11 protein-coding genes are annotated in these 25,567 nt (G+C 74.5%); 8 read left to right on the forward strand and 3 right to left on the reverse strand.

Translation table 11 applies throughout. From position 1 onward, the window contains the following. Window positions 1–6 precede the first annotated feature (6 nt). Together Q5425_RS33760 and Q5425_RS33765 are read right to left on the reverse strand one after the other, a co-directional pair. Complete coding sequence (locus Q5425_RS33760; RefSeq protein ID WP_308676407.1) at window positions 7–4,641, reverse strand: SDR family NAD(P)-dependent oxidoreductase; 4,635 nt, start codon at window positions 4,639–4,641, stop codon at window positions 7–9. Window positions 4,642–4,669: 28 nt separating this feature from the next. Continuing rightward, the gene (locus Q5425_RS33765; RefSeq protein ID WP_308676408.1) at window positions 4,670–12,664 is read right to left on the reverse strand and encodes a type I polyketide synthase; all 7,995 of its coding nucleotides are present in this window, start codon (window positions 12,662–12,664) and stop codon (window positions 4,670–4,672) included. Window positions 12,665–13,146: 482 nt separating this feature from the next. On the opposite strand from Q5425_RS33765, the gene Q5425_RS33770 reads away from it, so the two are divergent. The 3 genes from Q5425_RS33770 to Q5425_RS33780 all read left to right on the forward strand — a co-directional run bounded on the left by Q5425_RS33770 (window position 13,147) and on the right by Q5425_RS33780 (window position 18,201). After that, window positions 13,147–14,376: a pyridoxal-dependent decarboxylase, exosortase A system-associated gene (locus tag Q5425_RS33770; protein WP_308676409.1), complete on the forward strand. Its 1,230-nt coding sequence runs from the start codon at window positions 13,147–13,149 to the stop codon at window positions 14,374–14,376. Between the two features lie 15 nt (window positions 14,377–14,391). After that, the gene (locus Q5425_RS33775; RefSeq protein WP_308676410.1) at window positions 14,392–16,941 is read left to right on the forward strand and encodes a transcriptional regulator; all 2,550 of its coding nucleotides are present in this window, start codon (window positions 14,392–14,394) and stop codon (window positions 16,939–16,941) included. 321 nt (window positions 16,942–17,262) lie between these two features. Then, window positions 17,263–18,201: a TIGR03564 family F420-dependent LLM class oxidoreductase gene (locus tag Q5425_RS33780; RefSeq protein WP_308676411.1), complete on the forward strand. Its 939-nt coding sequence runs from the start codon at window positions 17,263–17,265 to the stop codon at window positions 18,199–18,201. A gap of 4 nt (window positions 18,202–18,205) precedes the next feature. On the opposite strand, the gene Q5425_RS33785 is transcribed toward Q5425_RS33780, so the two are convergent. After that, window positions 18,206–18,859, reverse strand: a complete 654-nt coding sequence (locus tag Q5425_RS33785) for a DUF2278 family protein (protein WP_308676412.1) — start codon at window positions 18,857–18,859, stop codon at window positions 18,206–18,208. Between the two features lie 186 nt (window positions 18,860–19,045). Here Q5425_RS33785 and Q5425_RS33790 point away from each other — a divergent pair, with 186 nt between their 5' ends. Genes Q5425_RS33790 through Q5425_RS33810 form a run of 5 tightly spaced genes read left to right on the forward strand, consistent with a single transcriptional unit; the run spans window position 19,046 to window position 25,535 of the window. Beyond that, window positions 19,046–20,629 (forward strand): beta-propeller fold lactonase family protein, encoded by a 1,584-nt coding sequence (locus Q5425_RS33790; RefSeq protein WP_308676413.1) that lies wholly within the window; start codon window positions 19,046–19,048, stop codon window positions 20,627–20,629. Between the two features lie 32 nt (window positions 20,630–20,661). Further along, on the forward strand, window positions 20,662–21,660 hold the full coding sequence (locus Q5425_RS33795; RefSeq protein ID WP_308676414.1) for a ketoacyl-ACP synthase III: 999 nt from the start codon (window positions 20,662–20,664) through the stop codon (window positions 21,658–21,660). Continuing rightward, window positions 21,657–22,982, forward strand: a complete 1,326-nt coding sequence (locus Q5425_RS33800; protein WP_308676415.1) for an aminotransferase class III-fold pyridoxal phosphate-dependent enzyme — start codon at window positions 21,657–21,659, stop codon at window positions 22,980–22,982. Before Q5425_RS33795 ends, Q5425_RS33800 begins: the two co-directional genes overlap by 4 nt. After that, window positions 22,982–24,160, forward strand: a complete 1,179-nt coding sequence (locus Q5425_RS33805) for an acyl-CoA dehydrogenase family protein (protein WP_308676416.1) — start codon at window positions 22,982–22,984, stop codon at window positions 24,158–24,160. The genes Q5425_RS33800 and Q5425_RS33805 overlap by 1 nt, the downstream gene beginning before the upstream one ends. A gap of 25 nt (window positions 24,161–24,185) precedes the next feature. Then, a complete protein-coding gene (locus Q5425_RS33810; RefSeq protein ID WP_308676417.1) occupies window positions 24,186–25,535 on the forward strand; it encodes a peptide ligase PGM1-related protein in 1,350 nt (449 codons plus the stop codon). Window positions 25,536–25,567 lie beyond the last annotated feature (32 nt).

Consider the following 25,567-nt stretch of genomic DNA (forward strand, 5'->3'; position numbering starts at 1 on the left):
GTGTCCTCATTTCCGGGTGCCGGCCAGGCGGCGGCGGCGGCCGCGCGCGGATCCGGTGGTGGCCGCCCGCGGGGCGGGGGAGTCGGTGTCGGTCAGTGCGGCGGCGAAGGCGGCCACGGTGGGGTGGCCGAAGAGGACGGCGGGGGCGATCGGTAAGCCGAGGCGCTTCTCGAGCGCGGCCACCATGGCCATGCCGACCAGCGAGTTGCCGCCGAGGTCGAAGAACGGGTCGTGCACACCGACGGCGTCGATGCCGAGGAACTCGCCCCAGACGCCGGCGATGTCCGTCTCGAGCTCGCCGCGCGGGGCGGCGTACTCGGTGCGCAGCGGCGGCCGCGGGTACCGCGTGGCCGGCGCCGGGGCCGCTTCGAGCAGCCCGCCGAGGTCGTTGAGCGCGGCCAGCTCGCGGCGGGCCGCCGGCAGGTCCTGGCGCAGGGCCACGACGGTGCCCCGGACGCCGTGGCCGGCCAGTTTGTCGAGCAGCGCGCACCCGGCTTCCGCGGTGAAGCCGTAACGGCGGCGGTAGGCGAGGCGGGCTTCCCCGGTGGCCGCGTCGGCCCAAGCGTCGTGCTGCCAGTGCCCCCAGGCTACGGTGACCACCTGCGTGTCCGCCGTGGACAGTGCGGCGCCGTGGGCGTCGAGGACGCTGTTGGCCGCGCAGTAGTCGGCTTCGCCGATCCCCCCGACGACCGTGACGATCGAGGAGAACAGGACCAGGCGCCGGGGCCGCGCTTCCAGGAGCGGCCCGACCGCTTGGACCTTCGGGGCGAGCGTCCGGTGCATGTCCTCGGCGGTCCGGCGCTGCGCGAGCCCGCCGCCCGGCAGGCCCGCGGCGTGCACGATGGAGTCGAACTCGCCGAACTGCGCCTTGGCTTCGGCCAGCGCGGCCCGCAGCTGCTCCGGGACACCCACGTCGGCCTTGATGGTCAGCACTTCGGCGTTCTGCAGTTCCGCGAGGTCGCCCGGTGACGCGTCGCCGGTGCGGCTGACGAGGGCGAGTTTGCGGGCGCCGTGGCGGACGAGGTGCTTGGCCACGATCATGCCGAGGCCCCGGGTGCCGCCGGTGATCACGTGCGTGCCGCCCCAGTCCGGGGTGACCTCGTCGAGGGTGATCTCGGTGTACTCCTGGAGACGGCGGCGTCCGCCGCGCCGGCCCGCGAGCACCGGTGCTGTCGCGGTGTCTTCGGGCCACGGCCGGGCCAGTTCGTCCAGGAGGTGCTCGGCCGGGGTGCCGGGTTCGACGTCGACGCCACGCCACCGCAGGCCCGGGTACTCGGCGCGGACACCGCGGCCGAGGCCGTGCACCAGCGCGGCGTCCGGGTCGGTCAGGTCGCCGCCGGTGATCTCGGCCGCGCCGGTGGTGACGGTCAGCAGCCGGACGTCGTGGCCGTCCAGGGCCTGGACGGTCCGCAGGAGGTCGTCGAAGCCGCCTTCGTGCACCACGTGCACCGGCTGGGGCAGCGTCGCCGGGTCGGTGCCGACGGTCATGCCCGCTGCACCGGCCAGCGTGGCCAGCTCGGCGTTCGTCGTGATCAGCGAGCCTTGCGGGGTGGCCGCGGGCCGGGTCGGGTCGAGGCGCCACACCGGCGTGTAGATCCGGCCGGCGTCTTCGGCGTCTTCGACGGGGCCGGCTTGCGTGCGGGTGGCCGGCGGCCAGAACTTGGTGCGCTGGAAGGGGTAGCCGGGCAGGCTGACGGTCCGGCCGCCCCGTCGCAGGGCCGTGAAGTCGACGGCGACGCCGAGTTCCCACAGCCGGGCGAGGGTGTCGAGGAGCGCGGTGCGTTCGGCGGGGCGGTTCTCGACGGGCCAAGGCGCGGGCAGCGTGCCGAGGACGGTGGGGCGGGCGTCGGCCTGGTTCTGGCGGACCAGGCCGCCGAGGGTCTGGCCCGGGCCGAGCTCGACGTAGGCGTCGACGTCTTCGCCGGCGCAGTGCCGGACGCCGTCGGCGAACCGCACCGGGCGGCAGAGGTGCCCGGCCCAGTACTGCGGGTCGATGGCTTCGGCGTCGGTGAGGACGGTGCCGGTCGCGTTCGAGACGATCGGGATCCGCGGTGCCTGCCGGGGCACGGAGGCGACCAGTTCGGCCAGCTCGTGGCGGGCGGGTTCGAGCAGTTTGGAGTGGAACGGGTGAGCCGAGCGCAGGGCACGCGCGGCGAGCCCGGCTTCTTTCAGTTGCCCGGCGGCGGTTTCGACCGCTTCGGGTGCTCCACTGAGGACGGTCATCTGCGGACCGTTGAGCGCGGCGACGTCGACGTTCGTCTCACCGAGCGCTGCGGCGACCTGGCCGGCGGAGGCGGCGACGGCGAGCATCCGCCCGGCCGGCGCACGCCCGATCAGCCGGGCCCGTCCGGTGACCACGTACAGGGCGTCGGCCAGGGTGAAGACCCCGGCAAGACAGGCGGCGACGTACTCGCCGAGGCTGTAGCCGACGAGCAGGCCGGGCTTGACACCTCGGTCGGCGAGCAGCTGCGCGAGCGCGTATTCGACGGTGAAGAGGAGGGGGTGGGCAACCTCGGCGTGGTCGAGGAGCTCATCGACGGGCCCGGCCCCGAAGAACGACGCTTCGGCGGCGAGTGGCTCCGCGAAGAAGGCGGCGCGGAGGTCGACCCCGCACCGGTCGGCGGCGATGGCGCAGCAGTCGTTGACGGCGGCGGCGAAGACGGGCTCGTCGCGGTAGAGCTGCGTGGCCAGGCCGCGGTACTGGTCCCCGACACCGGGCAGCAGGAATGCGACCTTCGGTTGGCCGGGCTTGCGGTGCACGCCGGGAACAGAGGCGACGGAGGCCAGCTGCCGGGCGGCATCTTCGACACCGGTGGCGACGACGGCCCGGCGGTGATCCAGGTGGGCGCGGCCTTCGCGCAAGGTGTGAGCGAGGTCGGCCAGGGTCGGGTTCGTGGCCGGGGCCGCCGAGGTGCCCGGACGGTCGGTTTGCGTACCCGGACGGTCGGTTTGCGGGTCTGCGGTGTCGGTTCGCGTGTCTGAACGGTCGGTTCGCGTGGCTGGAGCGGCATCACTCGTGATTGCAGGGGCATCTCGCGTGTCTGAACGGGCATCACTCGTGGCTGGAGAGGCATCACTCGTGATTGCAGGGGCATCTCGCGTGACGGGAGGGGCATCTCGCGTGATTGGCGGGGCATCACTCGTGATTGGCGGGGCATCAGCCGCGAGCTGGGCGAGGCGGGTGAGTTGCGCGCGCAGTGCGGCTGCCGAGGCGGCCGAGACCGGGATCAGCTCGGCGACCGGCTCCACACTCTCCGGCCGCGCCTGAGCCGGCCGCGCCTCAGCAGGGGGTGCGGCCTCCAGGACCAGGTGGGCGTTCGTCCCCGACCAGCCGAACGAACTCACCCCCGCCACCGCCGGACGCCCGTGGTCCGGCAGCGGGGCCAGCTCCGTCGCGGGTCGCACCGCCGAGTTCGCCAGCACCTGCTCCGCCGGGTCGGTCATGTGCAGGTTCGGCGGCAGCTCGCCGTTCTCCAGCACCAGCACCGTCTTGATCAGCCCGGCGATCCCCGCCGCGGTGTGGGTGTGGCCGATGTTGGTCTTCACCGCCCCCACGGTGAGCGGCCGGCCGGCCGGACGGCCGCCGAACACGTCGCCGAGCGCGCCCAGCTCGATCTCGTCGCCGAGCGGCGTACCCGAGCCGTGCGCCTCCAGGAAGTCCACGTCGTCCGGTGCGGCACCGGCGTCGGAAAGAGCCCGGCGGATCACCTCCACCTGGGCGCCGCGGTTGGGGGCCGTCAGCCCGTTGCTGCGGCCGTCCTGGTTGACCGCCGAGCCGCGGATCACCGCGCGGATGCGGTGGCCGTCGCGCAGGGCGTCGGACAGCCGGGCGAGCACCACCATCCCGCCGCCCTCGCCCATCATGTAACCGTCGGCGCTGCTGTCGAACGTGTGGCAGCGGTCGGTCGGCGACAGCAGTGCGTTGCGGCTGCTGTACACGTACAGGAACGGGTGCAAGGCCAGGAATCCGCCGCCCGCCAGCGCGTAGTCGCATTCGCCCGCCCGCAGCGCCCGGGCCGCCAGGTGCACCGCGACCAGCGTCGACGAACACGCCGTGTCCAGGGAGAACGCCGGGCCGCGCAGGTCGAAGTGGTAGGCCAGCCGCCCGGCGACGACGCTGGCGAGGCTGCCCTGGCCCATGTACGGGTCGGCGTACACGCCGGTGCCTTCGCGCTCCGCCTCGACCTGGCCGTACTGGAAGGCGTCGGAAAACCCGAGGAGCACGCCGGTGCGGCTGCCCGCCAGCCGCGGCGCCGGCGTGCCCGCGTCGTCCATCGCCTCCCACGCCAGCTCCATGAGCAGCCGCTGCTGCGGGTCCAGCCGCAGTGCCTCCTGCGGCGCGTAGCCGAAGAAGCCGGCGTCCCAGCCGTCCACTTCGGACAAGAAGGCGCCACGGCGGCGGGTGTCGGGCAGGTGGTCGAACCGGCCGGCGGGCACGTCGCCGACTTCGGCGGCGCGGCCCTCGCGCAGCAGCTTCCAATACGCGTCGACGTCCGGGGCGCCGGGGAACCGGCACGACATGCCGATGACGGCGATGGGCTCGCTCTCGCGGGCCTCGTACTCGGCGAGCCGCTTGCGCGCGCCCGCGAGCTCGGCCGTCGCCCGCTTCAGGTAGTCGCGAAGCTTGTCTTCGCCGGTCATAACCGAACCCCTATCCGTTCGCAAAAGGTCACTGCTTGTCGATGAAGGCGAAGAGCTCGTCGTCGGAGGCCAGGTCGAGAGCCGGCGACACGCCGAGCCCGTCGAGCGCCTCCCGCAGCACGTCCGCCAGCCGGGCGCGCTCCTCGGCGCCCGCGTCCGGCAGGACTTCGCCGAGGACCTCGCGCAGCCGCTGCGAAGGGTCCGGCGGCGGCGGGAGCAGCTCGCCGAGCAGGTGCGCGGCCAGCAGCTCGACGGTCGGGTGGTTGAACAGCAGCGACGCGGGCAGCCGCAAGCCGGTGCCGGCCGCGATGCGGTTGCGCAGCTCCACCGACGTCAGCGAGTCGATCCCCAGCTCGCTGAACGGCTTCGCGACGTCGACCGACGCCGGTGACCGGTGCCCGAGTGCCGTCGCGACCTCCATGCGGACGAAGCCGGTCACGGTCGCGGCTGCGGTTTCGCGCTCCAGCCCGGCGAGCTGTCCCGCCAACCCGGACGCCGGCCCGGCCTCGACGACGACGGGGGAGCGCCGCACCGGCACGAGACTCCGCACCACAGCGGGGATTTCGCCGGCCGCGCGCAGCGCCGCGGTGTCCCAAGCGGACGCCACCACCGTGCCGGACAGCCCGAGCGCGGCGTCGAACGCGGCCAGCCCCTGTGCCTCGGTGATCGGCCGGACGCCGGTGAGCCGCGCGCGGTCCGTGGCGGTCATCGTGGCCGTCATGCCGGTGGCGGTGTCCCACAGCCCCCACGCGATCGACACGCCCGGCAGCCCGCGCGCCGCCCGGTGCTCCGCCAGCGCGTCGAGCGAGGCGTTGGCGGCGGCGTAGTTGGCCTGGCCGCGGTTGCCGAGCACGCCGGCGATCGAAGAGAAAAGCACGAACGCGGCAAGGGGCTGCTCCGCGGTCAGCTCGTGCAGCAGCCACGCGGCCTCGCGCTTGGGGCGCACCACCGTCTCGAGCTGCGCCTTCGTGAGCCCGGTGAGGGTGGAGTCGTCGAGGACGCCGGCCGCGTGGACCACCCCGGTGAGCGTTTCGCCCGTCAGCACGGCCGCCAAGGCGGCCCGGTCGGCGACGTCGGCCGCCACCACCCGGACGCGGGCGTCCAGCCCGGCCAGCCGCGCCGGGACGTCGCCGCCGCGGCGCGACACCAGCAGCAGGTCACGGACGCCGTGCGTGGTCACCAGCCGCTCGGCGATCAGGGCGCCGAGCCCGCCCGTGCCGCCAGTCACCAGCACGGTGCCGGCCCCGAAGTCTGCTGTGGACGAGTCGGCGGCGTACCGCGCCAGCCGCGGCACGAGCACCACGCCGTCGCGCACGGCGAACTGCGGCTCACCGGCCTCGAGCGCCGCCGAAAGCGCGGCGCCGGGCCGGGCGCCCGCGAGGGCGAAGCGGCCGGGGTGCTCGGCGATCGCCGAGCGCACCAAGCCCCACACCGGCGCGCCTTCGGGCGAGCCCGGGTCCTGCAGGAACACCAGTTTCGAGCCGTCGCAGCGCGGGTCGAGCAGCCAGCGCTGGACGAGGTCCAGCACGGCGGGCAGTTCGTGCGCCGTGGTGAGCACGACGGGCGGGACGACCTCGGGCAGTTCCGTGCCGATCACGGTCCACTCCCGGTCGGTACCGTCGCCCACCGACGCCGGCGTCCATTCGACGCGGTAGAGCTCCGCGGTGGTGGCGGCCTGGGAAGCGGGCCGCAGCAGCAGCGACTCGACGCCGCCGAGCGGGGTGCCGGTGGTGTCGTAGAGGGTGACTTCGACACCGGTCGCGGCCGAGCCGGACAGCCGGGCCCGCACCGAACCCGGCAGCGGCGAGGTGATCCGCAGGCCGCCGAAGGAGAACGGCAGCAGCAGCTCGGTGCCGTCGAGGACAAGCGCGTGCAGCACGGCGTCGAGCACCGCGGGGTGGGCGGTGAACTCGCCTTCGGCGGCCAGTTCCACCTCGACGTACCGGTCGTCGCCGGCACGCCACAGCGCAGTGAGCCCCTGGAACGGCGGCCCGTACTCGTAACCGCGTTCGGCCAGTCGCGCGTACGCGCCTTCGAGGTCGACCGGCTCCGCTCCGAGGGGCGGCCAGACCGGCAGGGGAGCGACGGGAGCCTGCTCCGGGCTCATCGTGCCGGTCGCGTGCCGCGTCCACGGCCCATCGCCTAGTCGCGAGTGGACGGTCAGCGGACGGCGGCCGCGCTCGTCCGCGCCGCCGAGACCGGCCTGGACCTCGACCGCGCCCGACGCGGGCAGCACCAGCGGCGCTTCCAGCGTCAGGTCCTCGATGCTCCCGCGGCCGTCCGCCGCTTCGAGGGCCAGCTCGGCGAACCCGGTGCCGGGGAACAGGACCGTGCCGCGGACCGCGTGCCCGGCCAGCCACGGCAGCGAGGTGAGCGAGAGCCGCCCGGTGGCGACCAGGCCGTCGCCGTCGGCGACCGGGGTGGGGGTGGTGAGCAGGCCGCCGGGACGGTCGGTGAGCCAGTAGCGCCGGCGGTCGAACGCCGAGGTCGGCACGTCCGGGTGGCGGGTGACCGGCCCGAGCAGCCGCGCCCAGTCCACGGTGGCGCCCCGCACGTGGGCCGCGGCGAGGGAGAGCAAGAACCGCCGTGGCCCGCCTTCCCCGCGGCGCAGCGTGCCCACGGCGGTGCCGTCGATGGCCGCGTCGGCGAGGATCTCCTGCACCGCGCCGGCGAGGATGGGGTGCGGGCTGACCTCGACGAACAGCGGCCGCCGGTACCCGGCGAAGGCGCGCACGGCGGCGTCGAAGCGGACCGGCTCGGCCAGGTTGCGGTACCAGTAGCCCGCGGTCAGCTGCGAACCCGGCAGGAAGCCGCCGGTGCAGGAGGAGCAGATCGTGGTCGTGGTGTCGGCGGGTGCGAGCTCGCCGATCGCGGCGAGCAGGGCGTCGCGGACCGCCTCGACGTGCGGGGTGTGCGCCGCGTACGCCACCGGCGTGCGCCGGATCTGGACGTCCGCGCAGGCGGCCGCGAACTCCTCGATCGCGGCCAGTTCGCCGCCGACCACGGTGCCGGCCGGACCGTTGTCCACGGCCGCCCACAGGCGCCCGGTCCACGGCGCGAGCCGCTCCCGCACCTGCGCCACGGGCAGGCCGACGGCGAGGATCCCGCCGGTGCCGTCCAGCTCGGCGGTCAGGAGCCTGCTGCGCACGGCGATGATCCGGGCGGCGTCGGCGAGCGGCAGCGCCCCGGCGGCGACCGCCGCGGCCAGCTCGCCTTGGGAGTGGCCGACCACCGCGGCCGGTTCGACCCCGGCGGCCCGCCACAGTCCGGCGAGGGCGACCATCACGGCGAACAGCACCGGCTGCACGACCTCGGTCCCCTCCAGGTCCGGCGCGCCCGCGGCGCCGGTGAGCACGTCGAGCACCGACCAGCCCGTGTGCGGGCGCAGCGCCTCGGCGGCGTCGGTGAGCAGCCGCGCGAACTCCGCGTCCGCGGCGAGCAGCTCGGCGGCCATCCCCGGCCACTGCGCGCCCTGGCCGGGGAAGACGAACACGGGCCGGACGTCGCCCGCGGCGGTGCCCGCAACCAGTGCGGGGTGCGGCGCACCCTCGGCGAGGGCGGCGAGGGCCGCCAGCAGCTCGGCCCGGCCGTCGGCGACGACGACCGCGCGGCAGGCGCCCGGACGGCGACGGGCGAGCAAGGCCGCGGTGGCGGCAAGGTCGTTGTCGGCCGCGGTTTCGGCGTAGGCACGCATTCGGGCGGCTTGGGTGCGGAGGGCGGTGTCGGTGTGGGCGTGCAGGGGCCAGACCAGCAGCCCGGCGGCCGCCGGGGTCGGCGCTGCGGCGGGCGCGGCTTCGGTCTCGGACTGGGCGGGCACCGGCCCGGCGGGCGCCGGCGCGGTGGGGATGTCGGCGGCCTGACCTCCCAGCTCGGCGCTGGAAGGGGCTGGCGTCGGCGGCTCTTCAGCAGGCGCGGCTTCCAGCACCACGTGCGCGTTGGTCCCGCTGATGCCGAAGCTCGACACCGCAGCCCGCCGCGGACGGCCGTGGTCGGGCCAGACCTGAGCCGCCGACAGCACCTCGACCCGGCCGCTCGCCCAGTCCACGTGCCGGCTCGGCTCGTCGGCGTGCAGGGTGCGGGGGATGGTGTCGTGGCGCAGCGCCTCGACCATCTTGATCACCCCGGCGACGCCGGCCGCGGCCTGCGTGTGGCCGATGTTGGACTTGAGGGAACCGAGCCACAGCGGCGTTTCGCGGTCCTGCCCGTAGGTGGCCAGCAGCGCGTGCGCCTCGATGGGGTCGCCCAGCGCGGTCCCGGTTCCGTGCGCCTCGACGACGTCGACGTCCCGGGCAGACAGTCCGGCGACACCCAGCGCGCGGCGGATGACCTGTTGCTGCGCCTGGCCGTTCGGGGCGGTCAGGCCGTTGCTGGCACCGTCGGAGCCGGTCGCGCCGCCGCGCAGCAGCGCCAGCACCGGGTGGCCGTGGCGGCGGGCGTCGGACAGCCGCTCCAGCACGAGCATGCCCGCGCCCTCGGCGAAGGCGGTGCCGTCGGCGTTCGCGGAGAACGCCTTCGCGCGGCCGTCGGCCGAAAGGCCGTTCTGGCGGGTGAAGTCCACGAGGTTGCCGGGGGCGGCCATCACGGTGACACCGCCGGCGAGGGCGAGCGAGCAGTCGCCCCGGTGCAGCGCGTCGGCGGCCAGCTGGATCGCGACCAGCGACGACGAGCACGCGGTGTCCACCGTGAGCGCGGGCCCGCGCAGCCCGTAGGTGTAGGCGATCCGGCCCGACGCGACGCTCGGCGAGGTGCCGGTGAGGCGGTGGCCGTCGACCCGCCCGGTCGGCTCGTGCAGCCGCGGGCCGTAGTCCATGGCCATCGCGCCGACGAACACGCCGGTGTCGGTGCCGGCGAGGGCGCCCGGCTCGACCCCGGCGCGCTCGATCGCCTCCTGGGTGATTTCCAGGAGCACCCGCTGCTGCGGGTCCATGGCCAGAGCCTCACGGGGGCTCAAGCCGAAGAACGCGGGGTCGAACCGGTCGGCGTCGTGGAGGAACCCGCCGAAGCGGGTGGCGCACGAACCGGGCCCCGCGCTGTCGCCGAGGAGCGTGTCGAGGTCCCAGCCGCGGTTCGCGGGCAGCTCGGTGACGGCCTCGCCGCCGGCGGAGACCAGGTCCCACAGCTCGGCGGGGGAGGTGACGCCGCCCGGGAAACGGCAGCCCATGGCGACGATCGCGATCGGGTCGCCCGGCCGCGGCGCCGCCTCCGGCGCGGTTCCGGCGTCCTCCGACCGGCCGCGCAGGTGCGCGGCGAGGTGGCCCGGCGTCGGGAAGTCGAACAGCAGCGTGGTCGGCAGCTTGCGCCCGGTGGCGGCCTGCAGCCGGGTGCGCAGCTCGACCACGCTCACCGAGTCGAAGCCGAGGTCCTTGAACGTGCACGCGGGATCGATGCCGGCGGTGTCGGCGTGGCCGAGCACGGCCGCGGCTGTGGCGAGCACCAGGTCCGTCACCTGCGCCGGATCGACGGCGACCGGCGCGGTGGCGGCTTCTTCGCCAAGCCAGTGGCGCGTCCGCTGGAACGCGTACGTCGGCAGGTCCACCAGACGGTCGCCGGGGACCTTCCAGCGCACCCCGGCCCCGGCGACGAACGCCTCGGCGAAGCTGCGGCGCAGGCGGTCGCCCCCGCCGTCGTCGCGGCGGAGCGTGCCGACGACGGCGACGGGCCGGTCGTGCGCTTCGGCCGTCTCCTCGACGCTGCCCAGCAGCACCGGGTGCGGGCTGCACTCGATGAACCGCGCGCCGCCGGCGGCCAGCGCTCCCGCGGTCGCCTCGGCGAACCGGACCGGGCGGCGCAGGCTTTCGAACCAGTACCCGGCGTCGAGCCCCGTGGTGTCGAACGGCTTGCCGGTGAGGGCGGAGACGAACGTGACCGAAGCCGGCACCGGCCGCACCGGGGCGAGGAGCCGCAGGATCTCCTCCCGCAGCGGGTCCACCGCCGCGGAGTGCGACGCGTAGCCGACCGGCAGGATTTTCGCGCGGTACCCGTCCCCGGTGAGCGTCGTGTGCAGCTCCGCCAGCGCCCCGGCCGGGCCGGACAGCACCACGGACCGCGTCCCGTTCACCGCGGCGACCGACACCCCGGCGGGCAGCAGCGGGCGGACGGTGTCCTCGGCCGCGCCGACCGACAGCATCCCGCCGCCGCGCGGCATCCCGGCGATCGCGCGGCTGCGCAAGGCCACCACCCGGGCGCCGTCGGCCAGCGAGAGCGCGCCGATCGCGGTGGCGGCGGCGATCTCGCCCTGCGAGTGCCCGACCACGACCGAGGGCGTGAGGCCCGCGTCGCGCCAGAGCTCCGCCAGCGACACCATCACCGCCCACAGCGCGGGCTGGACGACGTCGACGCGGTCGAGGTCGGCGGTGCCGTCGCGCAGATCGCCGAGCAGGTCGTAGTCCACGAACTCGGTGAGAGCCGCCGAGCACTCCGCCAGCCGGCGGGCGAACACGGGCGAGTCGCGCAGCAGCGCGCGGGCCATTTCGGGCCACTGCGAACCCTGCCCGGGGAACACGAGGACGTCAGCGCCGTCGACGGTCCGCCCGGTCACGACGTTCTCCGACGGAGTGCCCGCGGCCAGCGACGCGAGGTCGTCGAACACGACCGCGCGGTGCTCGAAGAGCTCGCGGGTGCGCAGCAGCGACCGGGCGACGTCGCCGTGGGTGTGCTCCGCGAGGTGGCCGGCGAGCGCGCGGGCCTGCGCGGGCAAGGCAGCGGCGGAACGGGCCGACAGCACCAAGGGGACGTCCCCGGCGGCGACGTCGCCGGGCAGCGGGACCACCGGGGCTTCGGCCACCACGAGGTGGCAGTTGGTGCCGCCGACGCCGAACGAGCTGACGCCGGCGACGAGCCGGGCGTCCGGCCGCGGCCAGTCGCGGCTTTCGCGCACCACCTCGAGGTTCAGCGCTTCGAACGGGATCGCCGGGTTCGGCGTGGCGAAGTTCAGGCTCGGGCTGAGCCGGCGTTCCTTCAGGCAGGTCAGCACCTTCAGCAGCCCGGCGATGCCGGCGGCGCCTTCGAGGTGGCCGACCACGGTCTTCACCGAACCGACGGGCAGCGGCTCCGGGCGGTCCCCGGCGAACGCGGCCCCGAGTGCCTCGGCCTCGATCGGGTCGCCGACGGGCGTGCCGGTGCCGTGCAGCTCGACGTACTGGACGTCCGCCGGCGCCACCCCGGCGTCGGCGCACGCCAGGCGGATGACCTCGGTCTGCGCCTCGGCCCGCGGCACGGTGAGGCCGTCGCCGCCGCCGTCGTTGTTCACGGCCCCGCCCAGCAGGATCGCGTGGACGCGGTCGCCGTCCGCGAGCGCGGCGCTCAGCGGCTTCAGGACGACGAGGCCGCCGCCCTCGCCGCGGACGTACCCGTCGGCGCGGCTGTCGAAGGTGTGGCAGCGCCCCTGCGGGGAAAGCGCGCCGAAGCGGTCCACGGTCTCGGTGGCCGCCGCGAGCAGGTTGAGGTTCACCCCGCCGGCGAGCGCGACGGCCGCGGTGCCGCGGCGCAGCTGCTCGGCGGCCAGGTGCACGGCCACCAGCGACGACGACTGTCCGGAGTCGACGGTCAGGCTCGGGCCGCGCAGCCCGAGCACGTAGGAGACGCGGTTCGCGATGAGGCTGCGGTGGGTGCCGGTGAGCGTGTGCGGCCCGGCGCCGAGGCGGTCGTGCAGCAGCGCGTAGTCGACGGCGATCGCGCCGACCACGACCGCCGTGCTGCTGCCGCGCAACGTGCCGGGGGCGATCCGGGCGTCCTCGCACGCCTCCCACGCCAGCTCCAGCACCAGCCGCTGCTGCGGGTCCATCGCCGCGGCCTCCCGCGGGGAGACGCCGAAGAAGTGCGCGTCGAATCCGTCCACATCGGACACGAAGCCGCCCCGCCCGGCACCGTCGCCGTCCGTCCACCGGCCCGGCGGGACTTCGCCGACGGCCTCGCGGCCCTCGGCCAGCAGCCGGCGCAGCCGCGCCGGGCCGGCGGCGCCGGGCAGCCGGCAGGACATGCCGACCACCGCGATCGGCTCACCGGGAGCAGGCAGGGAAGACATAGTTCACCCATCGTCGGAAGGGATCGCGGAAATCGGGAAATGCGGGGGTGGTGACCGGATGGCGCCGGTTTGCGGGAAATTCCCGGTGGGCCGGTGGATTCCGATCGTGCGTGCCGCGCACCCCGTTCGTCAAGGGGCGTTTCGCGGAACGGCGGTGGCAGGCAGGCGACGGCAGGAAGCTGCCACCGAGCGCGCCACCCGCCTGGAGCAGCGGCGCCGCCGCACTGCGCCGAACGGTGTGGTCAATTGCTCTGACCTGCGAAAACGTTCCATCGGTCTGCTGTGGATGGTGCTGCCGGAGTGACCGTGCGGGCACAGCAGGTACACCTGGGTGCCGCGGTCCCCACGCGAGCGCCGAATCTGGGTGAGGACTACCCATGCCCGGGTGGTGGTGCGCTTGCTTCAGTGGTCCCCGGTTGCCGCGGAACTACCGCGGCGGTGTTTCCGGTATTCATTTCCCGTGCTCGAAGAAAAGGAAAGCGATGGCGAACACGACGGAAGCCGCGGCGGCGCCGTTCGGCCGGGCCGGCGGTGTGCTCACCGTGGGCGGCGTGCCCGTGGACCGGCTCGCGGCGCGGGTCGGCACCACCCCCTTCTTCGCCTACGACCGCTCGCTGGTCACCGCCCGCGTCGAGCGGGTGCGGTCCGCGCTGCCCGGTGGCGTCGAGCTGAGCTACGCGGTCAAGGCCAACCCCATGCCCGCCCTGCTGCACCACCTCGCCGGCCTCGTCGACGGGCTCGACGTCGCCTCCGCCGGTGAGCTGCGCCAGGCCCTCGACACGACCGTGCCGCCGGAGCGGATCAGCTTCGCCGGGCCCGGCAAGACCCCGGCCGAGCTGGCCCGCGCGGTCGCCGCCGGGGTCACCGTCGAGCTGGAGTCCACCACCGAACTGGCCCGGGTGCAGGAGGCGGGCGACCGCCTCGGCCTCACCCCGCGCGTGGCGCTGCGGGTGAACCCCGACTTCGCCGTGCGCGGTTCCGGCATGCGCCTGGGCGGTGGCCCGCAGCAGTTCGGCATCGACGCCGAGCGCGTGCCCGCCGTGCTCGCCGAAGTCGGGGCCGCGGGCCTGGACTTCCAAGGCTTCCACGTCTTCGCCGGCTCCCAGAACCTGCGGGCGGAAAGCCTCTGCGAAGCCCAGCGCGCGACGGTCGACCTGGTGCTCCAGCTCGCGGACGCGGCCCCCGGCCCGGTGCGGTCGGTGAACCTCGGCGGCGGCTTCGGCATCCCCTACACCGCCCGCGACACGGCACTGGACCTCGACGAGGTCGGCGAGAACCTGGCGAAACTCCTGGAAGTCTCGCTTCGGCCGGCGCTACCCGAGGCGCGCGTGGTGATCGAGCTCGGCCGCTACCTCGTCGGCGAGGCGGGGGTGTACCTCACCCGGGTGGTCGACCGGAAGGTCTCGCGCGGCACGACGTTCCTCGTCGTCGACGGCGGCCTGCACCACCAGCTGGCCGCGTCCGGCCACTTCGGCCAGGCCATCCGCCGCAACTACCCGCTCGCGCTGGCGTCCGCGCCCGGTGGTCCCGAAGAGACGGTGACGGTGGTCGGCTGCCTGTGCACCCCGCTCGACCTCCTCGGCGACCGGGTTTCGCTGCCCGGGGCGGCGATCGGCGACCTGATCGCGATCTTCCAGGCCGGCGCCTACGGCCTGACCGCCAGCCCCACCGCCTTCCTCGGGCACCCGGCGCCGCCCGAAGTCCTCGTCTGACCCCGGAGGAACACCGTGCAGACCACCTTGCCGACCCCCTTGCCGACCACCTTGCCGACCCCCTTGCCGACCTCCCAGCCGACGCCCTTGCCGGCCCCCGTGCTCCGCGCCGTCGCCGATCCCGTGCCGAGCCCCGGTTTCCGCGTGCTCGGCCTGCTGCAGGTGCACGGCCGCGAGCCGGTCGTCGTGACCGCCCGCCGCCAGCAGGTGGTGCTCGCGCTGCTGCTGCTCAACGGCAACCGGGTCGTGCCGCTGGCGGCGCTGCTCGACGCGCTGTGGGGCGCCGAGCCGCCCGCGACGGCCCGGGCCCAGGTCCAGACCTGTGTGTCGGCCCTGCGCCGGGCGCTGGCGAAAGCCGGTCTGGGGGAGCGGATTTCCGCGCGCGGCAGCGGCTACTGCCTCGACCTCGGGCCGGGGGAGCTGGACCTGCACGCGTTCGAAGCGCTGGTGGCCCGCGGGCGGGCCGCGCACCGGCCGGAAGACGCCCGCGCCGCGTTCCGCGAGGCACTGGCGCTGTGGCGCGGGGAACCGCTCACCGGCATCGACAGCGGTGTCGTGCGCGCCCACCAAGTCCGCATCGCGCAGCGGCGCGTGGAGGTGCTCGAAGACTGTCTCGACGCCGAACTGGAACTGGGCCTGCACCGCGAGATCGTCGGGGAGATCGCGGTGCTGACCGAGGAACACCCGCTGCGCGAGCGGCTCGTGCTGCAGCTGATGACCGCGCTGCACCGGTGCGGCCGCCGCGTCGAGGCCCTGGCCGCCTACCGGGCCGTGCGCCGCCGCTTCGTCGACGAGCTCGGCTTGGAGCCCGGCGCTGCCCTGCGAGAGCTGCACCAGGACATCCTCGCCGGTTCGGGCGAGGCGCCCGCGGCCGGCCGCGCGGCCCCGCGGATGCTGCCCGCGCGCCTGCCGTACTTCACCGGGCACGACCGCCTGCTGGCCGGACTGCGGCGCGGTCTCGCCGACGACGGTCCCGGGGCCGCGGTGGTCACCGTCCTCACCGGACGCGGCGGGGTCGGCAAGTCCGCGGTGGCGGTGGAGGCCGCGCACCGCGCCGCGCCCGCGTTCCCGGACGGGGTGCTCTACGCGCGGCTGGCCGAGGAAGACGCGGCCGACGTGCTGGCGCGCTTCCTGCAGGCACTCGGCGTGCCGGCGGCGGAGCTCCCCGAAGAGCTGGACGGCCGCGCCGCGCTGTACCGCAGCGTGCTCGCCGGGCGCCGGGTCCTGACCGTGCTGGAGGACGCCACGGGACTGTCGCACGTGACGCCGTTCGTCGCCGACGCCCGCAACTGCCGTCTGCTCGTCACCACCCCCGCCCACGTGGCGTCGCTGCCCGGCGTGGCGGTGTCGGAGCTCGACGTGCTGGACGGCTCCGACGGCGTCGAACTGCTGTCGGTCCTCGTCGGCGAGGACCGGGTGACCGCCGAACTGTCCGACGCGGTCGAGCTGGTCGAGCTGTGCGGCGGGCTGCCGCTGGCCGTGGTCGCCGCCGCCACGCACGTCGCGGCCCGGCCCGGCCGCACGCTGGCCCAGGCGGTGGCGCGGCTGCGGGCCGAGGGCGACCGGCTCCGCCGGCTCGGCGCGGGTGTCCGCGCCGCCATCGGGCGCGGCCTCGACGAGCTGCCCGAGCCGGTACGGGACCTCTTCGCCCGGCTGGCCCTGCTCCCCGCGGGCAGCTGGGCGGGGTGGTCGGCGACGGCGCTCGCGGACCTCGGCCCGGCCGAAGCCGCCGACGCGCTGGAAGCCCTCGTCGACGCCCGCCTGGTCGACGTCGCCGGCACCCGCTACCGGCTGCCGTCGCTCACCCGGCTGCTCGCGCTCGAACTGCTGGCGGCGCAACCACTCCCGGCCCGCGCGGCCGCGTCCCGCCGGCTCTTCGGCGCGTGGCTGCACCTGGCCGACGAAGCCCGGGGCGTCGCGGCCGCGGGCCTGCCCCGGACACCGGTTGCGGCCGGCCTCGGCGACCCGGGCGCCTGGTACGACCGCGAGCACCCCGGTCTGCTGGCCGCGGTGCGCCAAGCCGCCGGTGCCGGGGAACCGGGCTACTGCGCGGAACTCGCGCTGGCGGTGGCCGACCTGGCCGGCGAACGAGGCCGGTACGCGGAGTGGCGGGAGAGCGGCGAAACGGCCCTGCGCGCGGTGGTTTCGGCGGGCGACCGCCGGGCCGAGGCCGCGCTCGAGCGTTCCCTCGGCGAGCTCGCGGTCCGCGAAAGCCGCTTCGCCGACGCGGCCGGCCGCATCACCCGCGCGCTCACCGCGGGCGAGCAGGCCGGCGGGGTGAGCTGGGACGACCTGGTCCGCCAGGTCCTCGCCGGAGTGGATCGGGCCCGCGCGGCGGTGGCCGCGGAGCCGGTGCCGCTCGCCCCGGTGCCCCGGGCACCGGGGGCCGGCAACCAGACGGCGTCGCCGCGGATCGCTCTGGGCCGCAACCAGTTCGAGCTGGCGGCCGACCGCGCCCAGCACGACGGCGGGACCCGCTCGACGGGCCGGGCAGGGCATCGAAGGCTGCCACGCCCCCGCCCGATCTCGTGGCGGCGGGAGTCGGAGTACCCCGAGGAGGCTTGAGCCGAAAGCCGCGCGTGCGTCGGCGCTGCCGCACTCCGCACAACTCTGGACGGCGATCGATCCGGAGCACGCCGCGGGCGTTGGCGCTGCCTCACCCCGCGCAACCCTGAACCCGCGATTGATCGTGGGCAACGCCGTGGCCGTCGGCGCTGCCCCGCCCCGCACAACTGTGGACCGCGAGCGATCCGGAGCACGCCGCGGGCGTTGGCGCTGCCTCACCCCGCGCAACCCTGGACCGCCGCCGACCCGGCGCAACGCCGCGGCCACCAGCCCCGCCCCGCCTCGCGCACCCTGAACCACCCCCGACCCCGGAGGAACGCCATGACCATCGGTGCCGCCCTGCCCGCCGGCGACCTGTCCGGGTCCGCCAACAGCGTGGAGGAGCTGCTCGCCCAGACCCGTGAGGCCGCGGCCGCCGGCCTGCGCTCGGTGTGGTTCTCCCAGCTGTTCGACCACGACGCCCTCACCCTCGCCGCCCTCGCCGGGCGGGAGGTGCCCGGGCTGGCCGTCGGGACCGCCGTGGTGCCGCTCTACCCGCGGCACCCGCTGCACCTGGCCGCCCAGGCGCAGACCGCGCAGGCGGCCACCGGCGGCCGGTTCACCCTCGGGGTGGGCCTGGGCGTGCAGAGCCTGCTGGAACCGGCGTTCGGCTTCGAATACCCGCCGCCCATCACGTCGCTGCGCGAATCCCTGACCGTGCTGCGCGAGGTCTTCGACGGCGGCCGCCCGGTGTTCGACGGCGAGACCCTCACCGCCTGCCCGCCCCTGCCCACGGCCGTTCCCGGCGGCGGCGACGTCCCGATCGTCGTCGCCGCGATGGGACGGCAGGCGCTGCGCGTGGCCGGGGAGCTCGCGGACGGCACCCTCCCGTTCCTGGCCGGCCCGCGCGCGCTCGCGGAGCACGTCGTGCCCACGCTCACCAAGGCCGCCGCCGACGCCGGGCGCCCCGAACCCCGGGTGATCGCCGCGGTGCCGGCGGTGGTCACCGACGACACCGACACCGTCCGGCAGATCGCCGCGGTGCACCTGGGTTACTACGGCGACATCCCGTCCTACCGCCGCATCCTCGACGCCGAAGGCGCCACGCACGCGGCCGACCTCGCCCTGATCGGCGACGAGCGCACCGTCGAGGCGGGCCTGCGCCGCTACTTGGACGCGGGCGCCACGGAAATCGTCCTCATCCAGTCCGGTATGCGGTCCCCGCGCGAACGGCTGCGCACCTGGCGCCTCGCGGGTTCGCTGAACGCCGGGACGGCGTGACCCCTCACGCCGGGAGGCCGTTGTCGTCGGTGTCGAGGACCTGGGTCTTGAACTTCGTCAGGAACGCGGTCAGCTCGCCGGTCGTGGACTGGATGACGGTGCCGCCGTCCTGCCAGATGCCGTCGAGGCGCTGGAACTGCCCCGGCGGGTCGCCCTGGTTGTAGTGGATGTCGTGCACCCCGAGGCCGTGGGTGTAGGGCGCGCCGAAGACGTAGACCCGCAGGCAGCCGCTCAGCCGTTGTTCGAGCAGGTTCAGCGCGTTGTCCGCGGTGCTCTCGACCCAGCCGAACCGCGGTGAGCGCAGGATGGCGTTGAGCACGGTGGCCAGCGGGCTCGCGACCAGCGTCAGGCAGCCCCGGCCGTGCAGCAGCGGGGACCGGAGGTAGTCGAGCGCGCCGGAGTTCGCGTCGCGGGCCAGGCGGTGCCAGCCCGGTCCGAGGCCGGAGACGGTGGCGAAGAGCGTGGCGTCGAGGTTGCGCACTTCGCGGTACTGCACCGGAACACCGCTCGGCGCCGACACGTCCACCGCGCACTCGTACCGCCCCGCGGGTGCCTGGACGGTCAGCTTGCCGTGGTACCAGGACCCGAAGTCGGTGGGATCTTCCCGGCTGAACGAGAGCAGCGTGCCGATCAGGACGCCGTAGTCGGCCAGCGGCATGGTGTCTCCTCGGGTCGGGCCGGTCCGGCCCGGTGGGGACCCCCGGCACCCATGGGTCGCCACCCGCGCGAGAGCTGTTACGGAGCTTGCCGTCGTTCACCCGGGCGGGGCTGCGACGCCTCTGTGACTGGGTGGCCACGCACGCCCCCGCACCCTCGGAAGACCGGTTCTCCCGAGGAGGTTGTCATGCAGAAGCAGTGCGGACACGAGGGAGCCTGTGCGTGCCAGGTTTCCGACACCGCCGGCCAGGCCCAGGCCTTCGCCCCCCATCCGTTTCCCGCCCAGGGCACCCCGGGCCCGCCCGCCTGGGCCGCCGCGCCGCCCCGGCGCAAGGGCAGACGCACCCTGTTCGCCGTGCTCGGGGTGCTCGTCGTCGCCGTGGTCGTCGCGGCCACCGCCGTCGTCACCCTGCAGTTCTCCGGCGACGACGCGGCCGGTGCGGTGCCCGTCGCCGCGAACGGGGCACCCGCGCCCGCCGGGCCGCCCGCCACCCCGGCCGGGCCCGCGCCCGCGAACGCGGCCGCCGCCGGTCCCCGGTCGATCGGGGACGGGAACCTGCGGGAGGGCGCGGTCTACGTCCAGTCCAACGACGAAACGGCCAACGAGGTCGTCGCGTTCGCCCGCAAGCAGGACGGCACGCTGCGCGAGGTCGGGCGGTACCCGACCGGCGGCACCGGCACGGGCAGCTTCGAGGACAGCGCGCAGGGGATCGTCCTGGGCACCTCCGAAGCCGAGGCCTCGCCCATCCAGAACGTCGACCGCGCCGAACTGCTGTTCGTCGCGAACGCCGGCAGCGGCAGCATTTCCGTCTTCCGCGTCCAGGAAAGCGGCCTCGAGCTCGTCGGCCAGACCCCGTCCGGCGGCAAGCGCCCGGTGAGCCTGACCGTCAACCGCGGCCTGCTCTACGTGCTCAACAGCGGCGAAGAGGACCGCCGCCTCATCCTCGGCCCGACGTCGGCCCTGGAGAACTGCGGCCACGGCGACCTGCCGTCGGTGACCGGCTTCCGGGTCGGGCCGGACGGCGTGCTGCAGGCCATCGAGGACTCCACCCGGCAGCTGAGCGGCCGGGCGCGCTCCGGCTGCGCCCAGGTGTCGTTCACCCCGGACGGCCGGACGCTGGTGGTGAGCGAGCGCATCGCGTCGCTGCCCGGCCAGGCCAAGGAGGGCAAGGGCGCCTTCGACCTGTTCGACGTGCGCTACGACGGCACGCTCGGCCGCAAGCAGCAGGTCGACCCGAGCGGCGCCGGGCCGTTCGGCTTCAACTTCACCAAGGACGGCAAGCTCGTCTCCAGCGAGCAGAACGGCGGCCTGGCCAACCCGGGCGGCGGCCACGCCGCGACGTACGAGATCACCGGCGACCGGACGCTCAAGGCGGTCAACGGATCGGTCTCGAACGCGCAGACCGACAGCTGCTGGGTCGCCATCACCGACGACCAGAAGTTCGCCTTCGTGTCCAGCCCGTTCAACGGCGGGATCATCTCCTCCTACCGCCTCGGCGCGGACGGTTCGCTGACCCTGGCGCAGCCCGTCGCGACCGCGCCGGACGGGAAGGACGCCAACAACGACGTCGTCGGCGAGGGCACCACGGACATGACCCTCAGCCGGGATTCGCAGTTCCTCTACCAGCTCAACTCGTTCACCGGGTCGCTGTGGGTCTTCAAGGTCGGTGCCGAGGGCCTGCTGTCCTTCGTGGAGCAGCACCAGGTGTTCCAGCTGCAGCCCTTCGGCAAGGGCGGCGAAGCCGCGCCCTTCGGGATCGCCGCGTTCTGAGCCCGACCGTCCACAACGGAAAGTGGGAACCCATGCAGTACGGCATTCTCGGAACCGGCTCGTACCTCCCGGATTCCGTGGTGACCAACGAAGCACTCGCGCCGCGGGTCGGCGTCAGCCCCGCCTGGATCAGCGAACGGACCGGGATCGAACAGCGGCGGTTCGCCGCGTCCGGCGAGGCCACCAGCGATCTGGCCCTGGTCGCGGCCCGCCGGGCGCTCGACGCGGCCGACGTGCCCGCCGAGCTGCTCGACTTCGTCATCGTCGGCACGTCCACCCCGGACTTCCCGCAGCCGGCGACCGCCGTGGTCGTGCAGGCCGGGATCGGGGCCGGGCGCGCAGCGGCGTTCGACGTCAACTCGGTCTGCACCAGTTTCGTCTTCGCGCTGGACACCGCACGGGGCCTGCTGACCGCGGACCCCAGCGCCCGCTACGCGCTGGTGATCGGTGCGGACGTCTATTCCCGGCAGCTGGACTTCTCCGATCCGCGCTCGTCGGTGCTCTTCGGCGACGGGGCCGGCGCGGTGGTGCTGGGCCCGGTCGGCGACGGGTTCGGGGTGCTCGGCTCCCGGCTGCTTTCGGACGGCAGGCTGCAGGAGCTGGTCAAGGTCGCCGGCGGAGGCAGCCGCCACCCGCTCACCCCGACGTCGGTGCTCAGCGGCGAAGCGCTGTTCAGCATGCAGGGCCGCGCGGTGCGCGACTACGTCGAGACGGTCGTCCCCGAGCTGCTGGGGACGGTCCTCAAGGAAGCCGACCTGACCATCGACGACGTCGACCTGGTCGTGCCGCACCAGGCCAACGCCGTGCTGTTGCGGCGGACGTTCGCCGACGCCGGGGTGCCTGCCGGCAAGCTGCACCTCACCTGCCCGCGGTACGGGAACACGGCCGCGGCGTCGATCCCCGTCACGCTCGACGACGTCGTGCGCACCCGCGGCATCGACCACGGGGCGACCGTCGTGCTGCTGGGCATCGGCGGCGGCATGAGCGCGGGTGCGTCCCTGCACCGCTGGGCGGGGGTGCAATCCCGGTGAAGACGCACCTGCTCTACCCGCGGCTCGGCGAGGACTACCCGGTCGCGGTGCGCGCCGAGGGGAGCTACGTCCACGACGCCGACGGGAACGCCTACCTCGACGGCTGTTCCGGCGCGATCGTGGTGAACCTGGGCCACGGGGTCCCCGAGATCGCGGCGGCGATCCGGGCCCAGGCCGAGGAGATCACGTTCGTCACCCGGCTGCAGTTCACCAACGAACCCGCCGAGCGGCTCGCGGCGGAACTGGCGTTGCTGGCCCCCGGCGAACTCGACCACGTCTTCTTCACCAACAGCGGCTCGGAAGCGGTCGAGGCCGCGCTGCGGCTGGCCCTGCAGTACTGGCAGGAGCGCGGCCGGCCGGAGCGCACCGTCGTCGTCTCGCGGGACGGCAGCTACCACGGGGCCACGCTGGGCGCTATCGGGCTCTCCGGGCACCCGGCCCGGCGGCGCCCGGTCCGCGCGCTGCTGCCGGACTGGCCGCGGGCGGCGGCGGCGAACTGCCGCGCCTGCCCGTTCGGGCTCACGCCGTCGTCGTGCGGGCTCGAGTGCGCCCAGTCGATCGAGGACGCCATTCTAGGCGCCGGTGCCGACCGGGTGGCGGCGGTCGTCATCGAGCCGGTGGTCGGCGCGTCCGGCGGGGCGGTCCCGGCGCCGCCGGGGTACCTGCGCGAAGTCGCCCGGATCTGCCGCCGCCACGACGTCCTGCTGATCGCCGACGAGGTCATCACCGGGCTCGGCCGGACCGGGCAGTGGTTCGGCTGCGGCGAGGAGGACGTCGAACCGGACCTGCTCGTGCTCGGCAAGGGGCTCAGCGCCGGGTACGCCCCGCTCGGCGCGGTGCTGCTCACCGGGCGGATCCACGAGGCGATCCGGACCGGCAGCGGGCAGTTCGTGCTGGGGCACACCTACGCCGCCAACCCGCTCTCGGCCGCGGTCGGGCTCGCGGTCCTGCGGTACACCCGCGAGCACGACCTGCCCGCACGGGCCCGCGTGCTCGGGCCGCTGCTGGCCGGGGCCCTGGGCGAGGTGCTCCGCGACCGCGGGGTCGACGCCGAGGTGCGCGGCCGCGGGCTGCTGCTGGCCGTGGACTTCGGCCGGCCGGGGCGGGCACCGGACATCACCGCCGCCGACGTCGTGCGGGAGGCGCGCAACGCCGGCCTGCTGCTCTACCCCGCGGGGGTCACGCCCGTCCCGCAGGTCGTCGTGGTCGCGCCGCCGCTGACGATCAGCCCGGTGGACCTCGACCACCTCGTCACCCGATTCGCGACGGCGCTCGACGCCGTCCTGACCCACGGACCCGCTGTGCTGGAAGGAGCACCCTGATGAAGCTCGGATGGACCTTGGCCCAGCGGGCCATGGCCGACCACTACGAACAGCTCGCCCGCGAGCACGTGGCACCCCGCTCGGAGTGGCACTACACCCGGGAACAGCTCGACCGCCAGGCCTGGCAGGCGATGGCCGACGACGGCCTGTGGCGGATCCCGGTGCCCGAGTACCTCGGCGGGCACGGCCTCTCCTGGTGGGACTTCTGCGCCGCGCTCGAAGGGATCACGCGGGGGAGCAAGGACCTCGGCTTCTGCCTGTCGCTGATCGCCCACGCCGGGTTCCTCCGGTCGCTGGTGCTCTTCGGCGGCCGCTACCACCTCGAGGTTGCGTTGCCGAAGATGATGTCGGGTGCGGTCGGCTCGACCGCGCTCACCGAGATGAGCGGCGGATCCGACGTCGCGAAGTGCGCGCTGACCGCGTACCCCCACGGCGACGGCTACAAGCTGGTGGGCACCAAGACCCACATCACGAACGCGCCGGTGGCCGACATGTTCTGGGTGCTCGGCCGGATCAACGGGCTCCCGGCCAAGCGGGACATCTCCGTGTTCGTCGTCGAACGCCGCGACGGCGGGATCAAGACCGGCGAGCACGAGCACATGTTCGGCAACCGCACCAGCCCGACCGGGCCGATCTCGTTCTTCGGCCTGCCGATCGGGGCCGACCAGGTGCTCGGGCAGCCCGGCAACGGGCTGAGCACCACCTACGCGACCATCGCCCTCGACCGGCTCCTCTACGGCGTCATCGGCGCGGCCTACCTGGAAAGCCTCCTGGAGGACGCGATGACCTTCACCGCGCAGCGGGAGGCGTTCGGGCACCCGATCGCCGACTACCAGTACGTGCAGCGGCGCGTCACGAACGTCAAGCTCGCCATCGAGTCCACCCGCTGGGTGTCCTACGCGGCGCTGGGCAGCCTGGTGGACGGCCGCGAAGACGCGGCACTGCTGTCCTCGACGGCGAAGCTCATCGGTTCGGAAGGGCTCGCCGGGGCCGCGCTGGACGTGATGCAGATCTTCGGGCACGCCGGGTACGAGCAGAGCCGCCACAGCCGCAACGTCCAGGACGCGCTCGGCACGCTCATCGCCGGCGGCACCTCCGACATCCAGCGCAAGAACATCTTCACCCAGCTGGTGAAGCTGCGGAAGACCGTGTCCGCCGGCGTGCCCAAGGCCGCCTGATCCGTCGAACCGGAAGGAACAAGCCATGCCCAAGGTGATCGTGGCCAATGTGGACAGCGATTCGATGTGCGGCAACGACATGCCGCCGGAGATCCACGCGCTCAGCTCGATGTGCTGCTGCCGGCTGCTGGTGATGGCCGAGGACGACGACCTGGTCGTGCTGCCGCACTCGGTGTCCGGGGCCTACCTCGACTACGTCGCCCGCCTGCTCGGCCGGAACCTGTCCCGGCGCAACGTCGTCATCCCGCGCGACGGCGACGTCAAGCAGCTCATCCTCAACGACGCGTCGCTCAACGACGGCCACGTGGCCGCGCAGATCCGCGAGCGGGCGGGCTCGCTCGAAGGCTGGCGGATGGAGGCCTACTTCCTCGACCGCCCGGTGCTCGCGCTGGCCGACGAGCTCGGGGTGCCGCTGTACGGCATCGACGAGGAGACCGACCGCGTGTGCCGGGACTTCCTGCGCTGCGGTGGCGCGGAAACCTTCAACAGCAAGGTGCTCTTCCGCCAGCTCGCCGGGACGGTCAAGGCGCCCGTGCCGTCGGGCCGGGTGGCGAGCTCGGAGCACGAACTCGCCGTCGCGATCCGGACCCTGCTGCCGGACACCGGCCGGGTGATCATCAAGCAGGAGATGAACTCCGGCAGCGCGGGCAACACCGTGGTCACCGCGCACGGCGACACCGAGCTCACCGGGGCGTCGCGGGTCGTCCCGGTCCCGGACGGCGCGTGCGACTTCGGTGTGCTCGCCGCCGAGCTGTGGCCGCTGGTGTCCGTGCAACGCAACACGCGGGTCGTCGTCGAGGCCTACCACCAGGCCGCCCAGGTCTACTACAGCGAGCTGTGGGTGCCCGGCCCGGCCGGCAGCCCGAAGCTGCTGAACTTCGGCGAGATGCGGATGGAGCCGACGTTCATCGGGTTCGAGATCCCCGGCCAGCGGATGCTCGCCTCCGACCTGGGCGACATGGCCGCGCACAGCATGAACCTCGCCGCCGAGGCCGGCCGCCGCGGCTTCGTCGGGTACATGAACATCGACTCGATCACCACGGTGGACGGCGCCCTGTTCTTCAACGAGGTCAACGGCCGCATGGGCTGCTGCACGAACATCGACTACCTCGCCCGCGTGCTCGTCGGGGAGGACTACACCCGCGAACGCGTCGTGCTGACCTACAACTGGATCAGCGTCGGCGACTTCGCGGCCGCGGTCAAGGCGCTGGACGACGCCGGGCTCGGCTTCGACCGGGAGTCCCGCACCGGCGTGGTCATCGCGATCGAGGACGTCGAACGCTGCGGGGCCATCGACTACATGGTCATCGGCCGCGACCTCGCCCACGCGCACGAACTCGAGAAGCGCGCCCTCGCCGCGTTCGAAGCGGCCTGATTCCCCGGACCGAGTGCAGAAGGAGTGATAGC

Source organism: Amycolatopsis sp. A133 (assembly GCF_031082405.1).
GTDB lineage: Bacteria > Actinomycetota > Actinomycetes > Mycobacteriales > Pseudonocardiaceae > Amycolatopsis.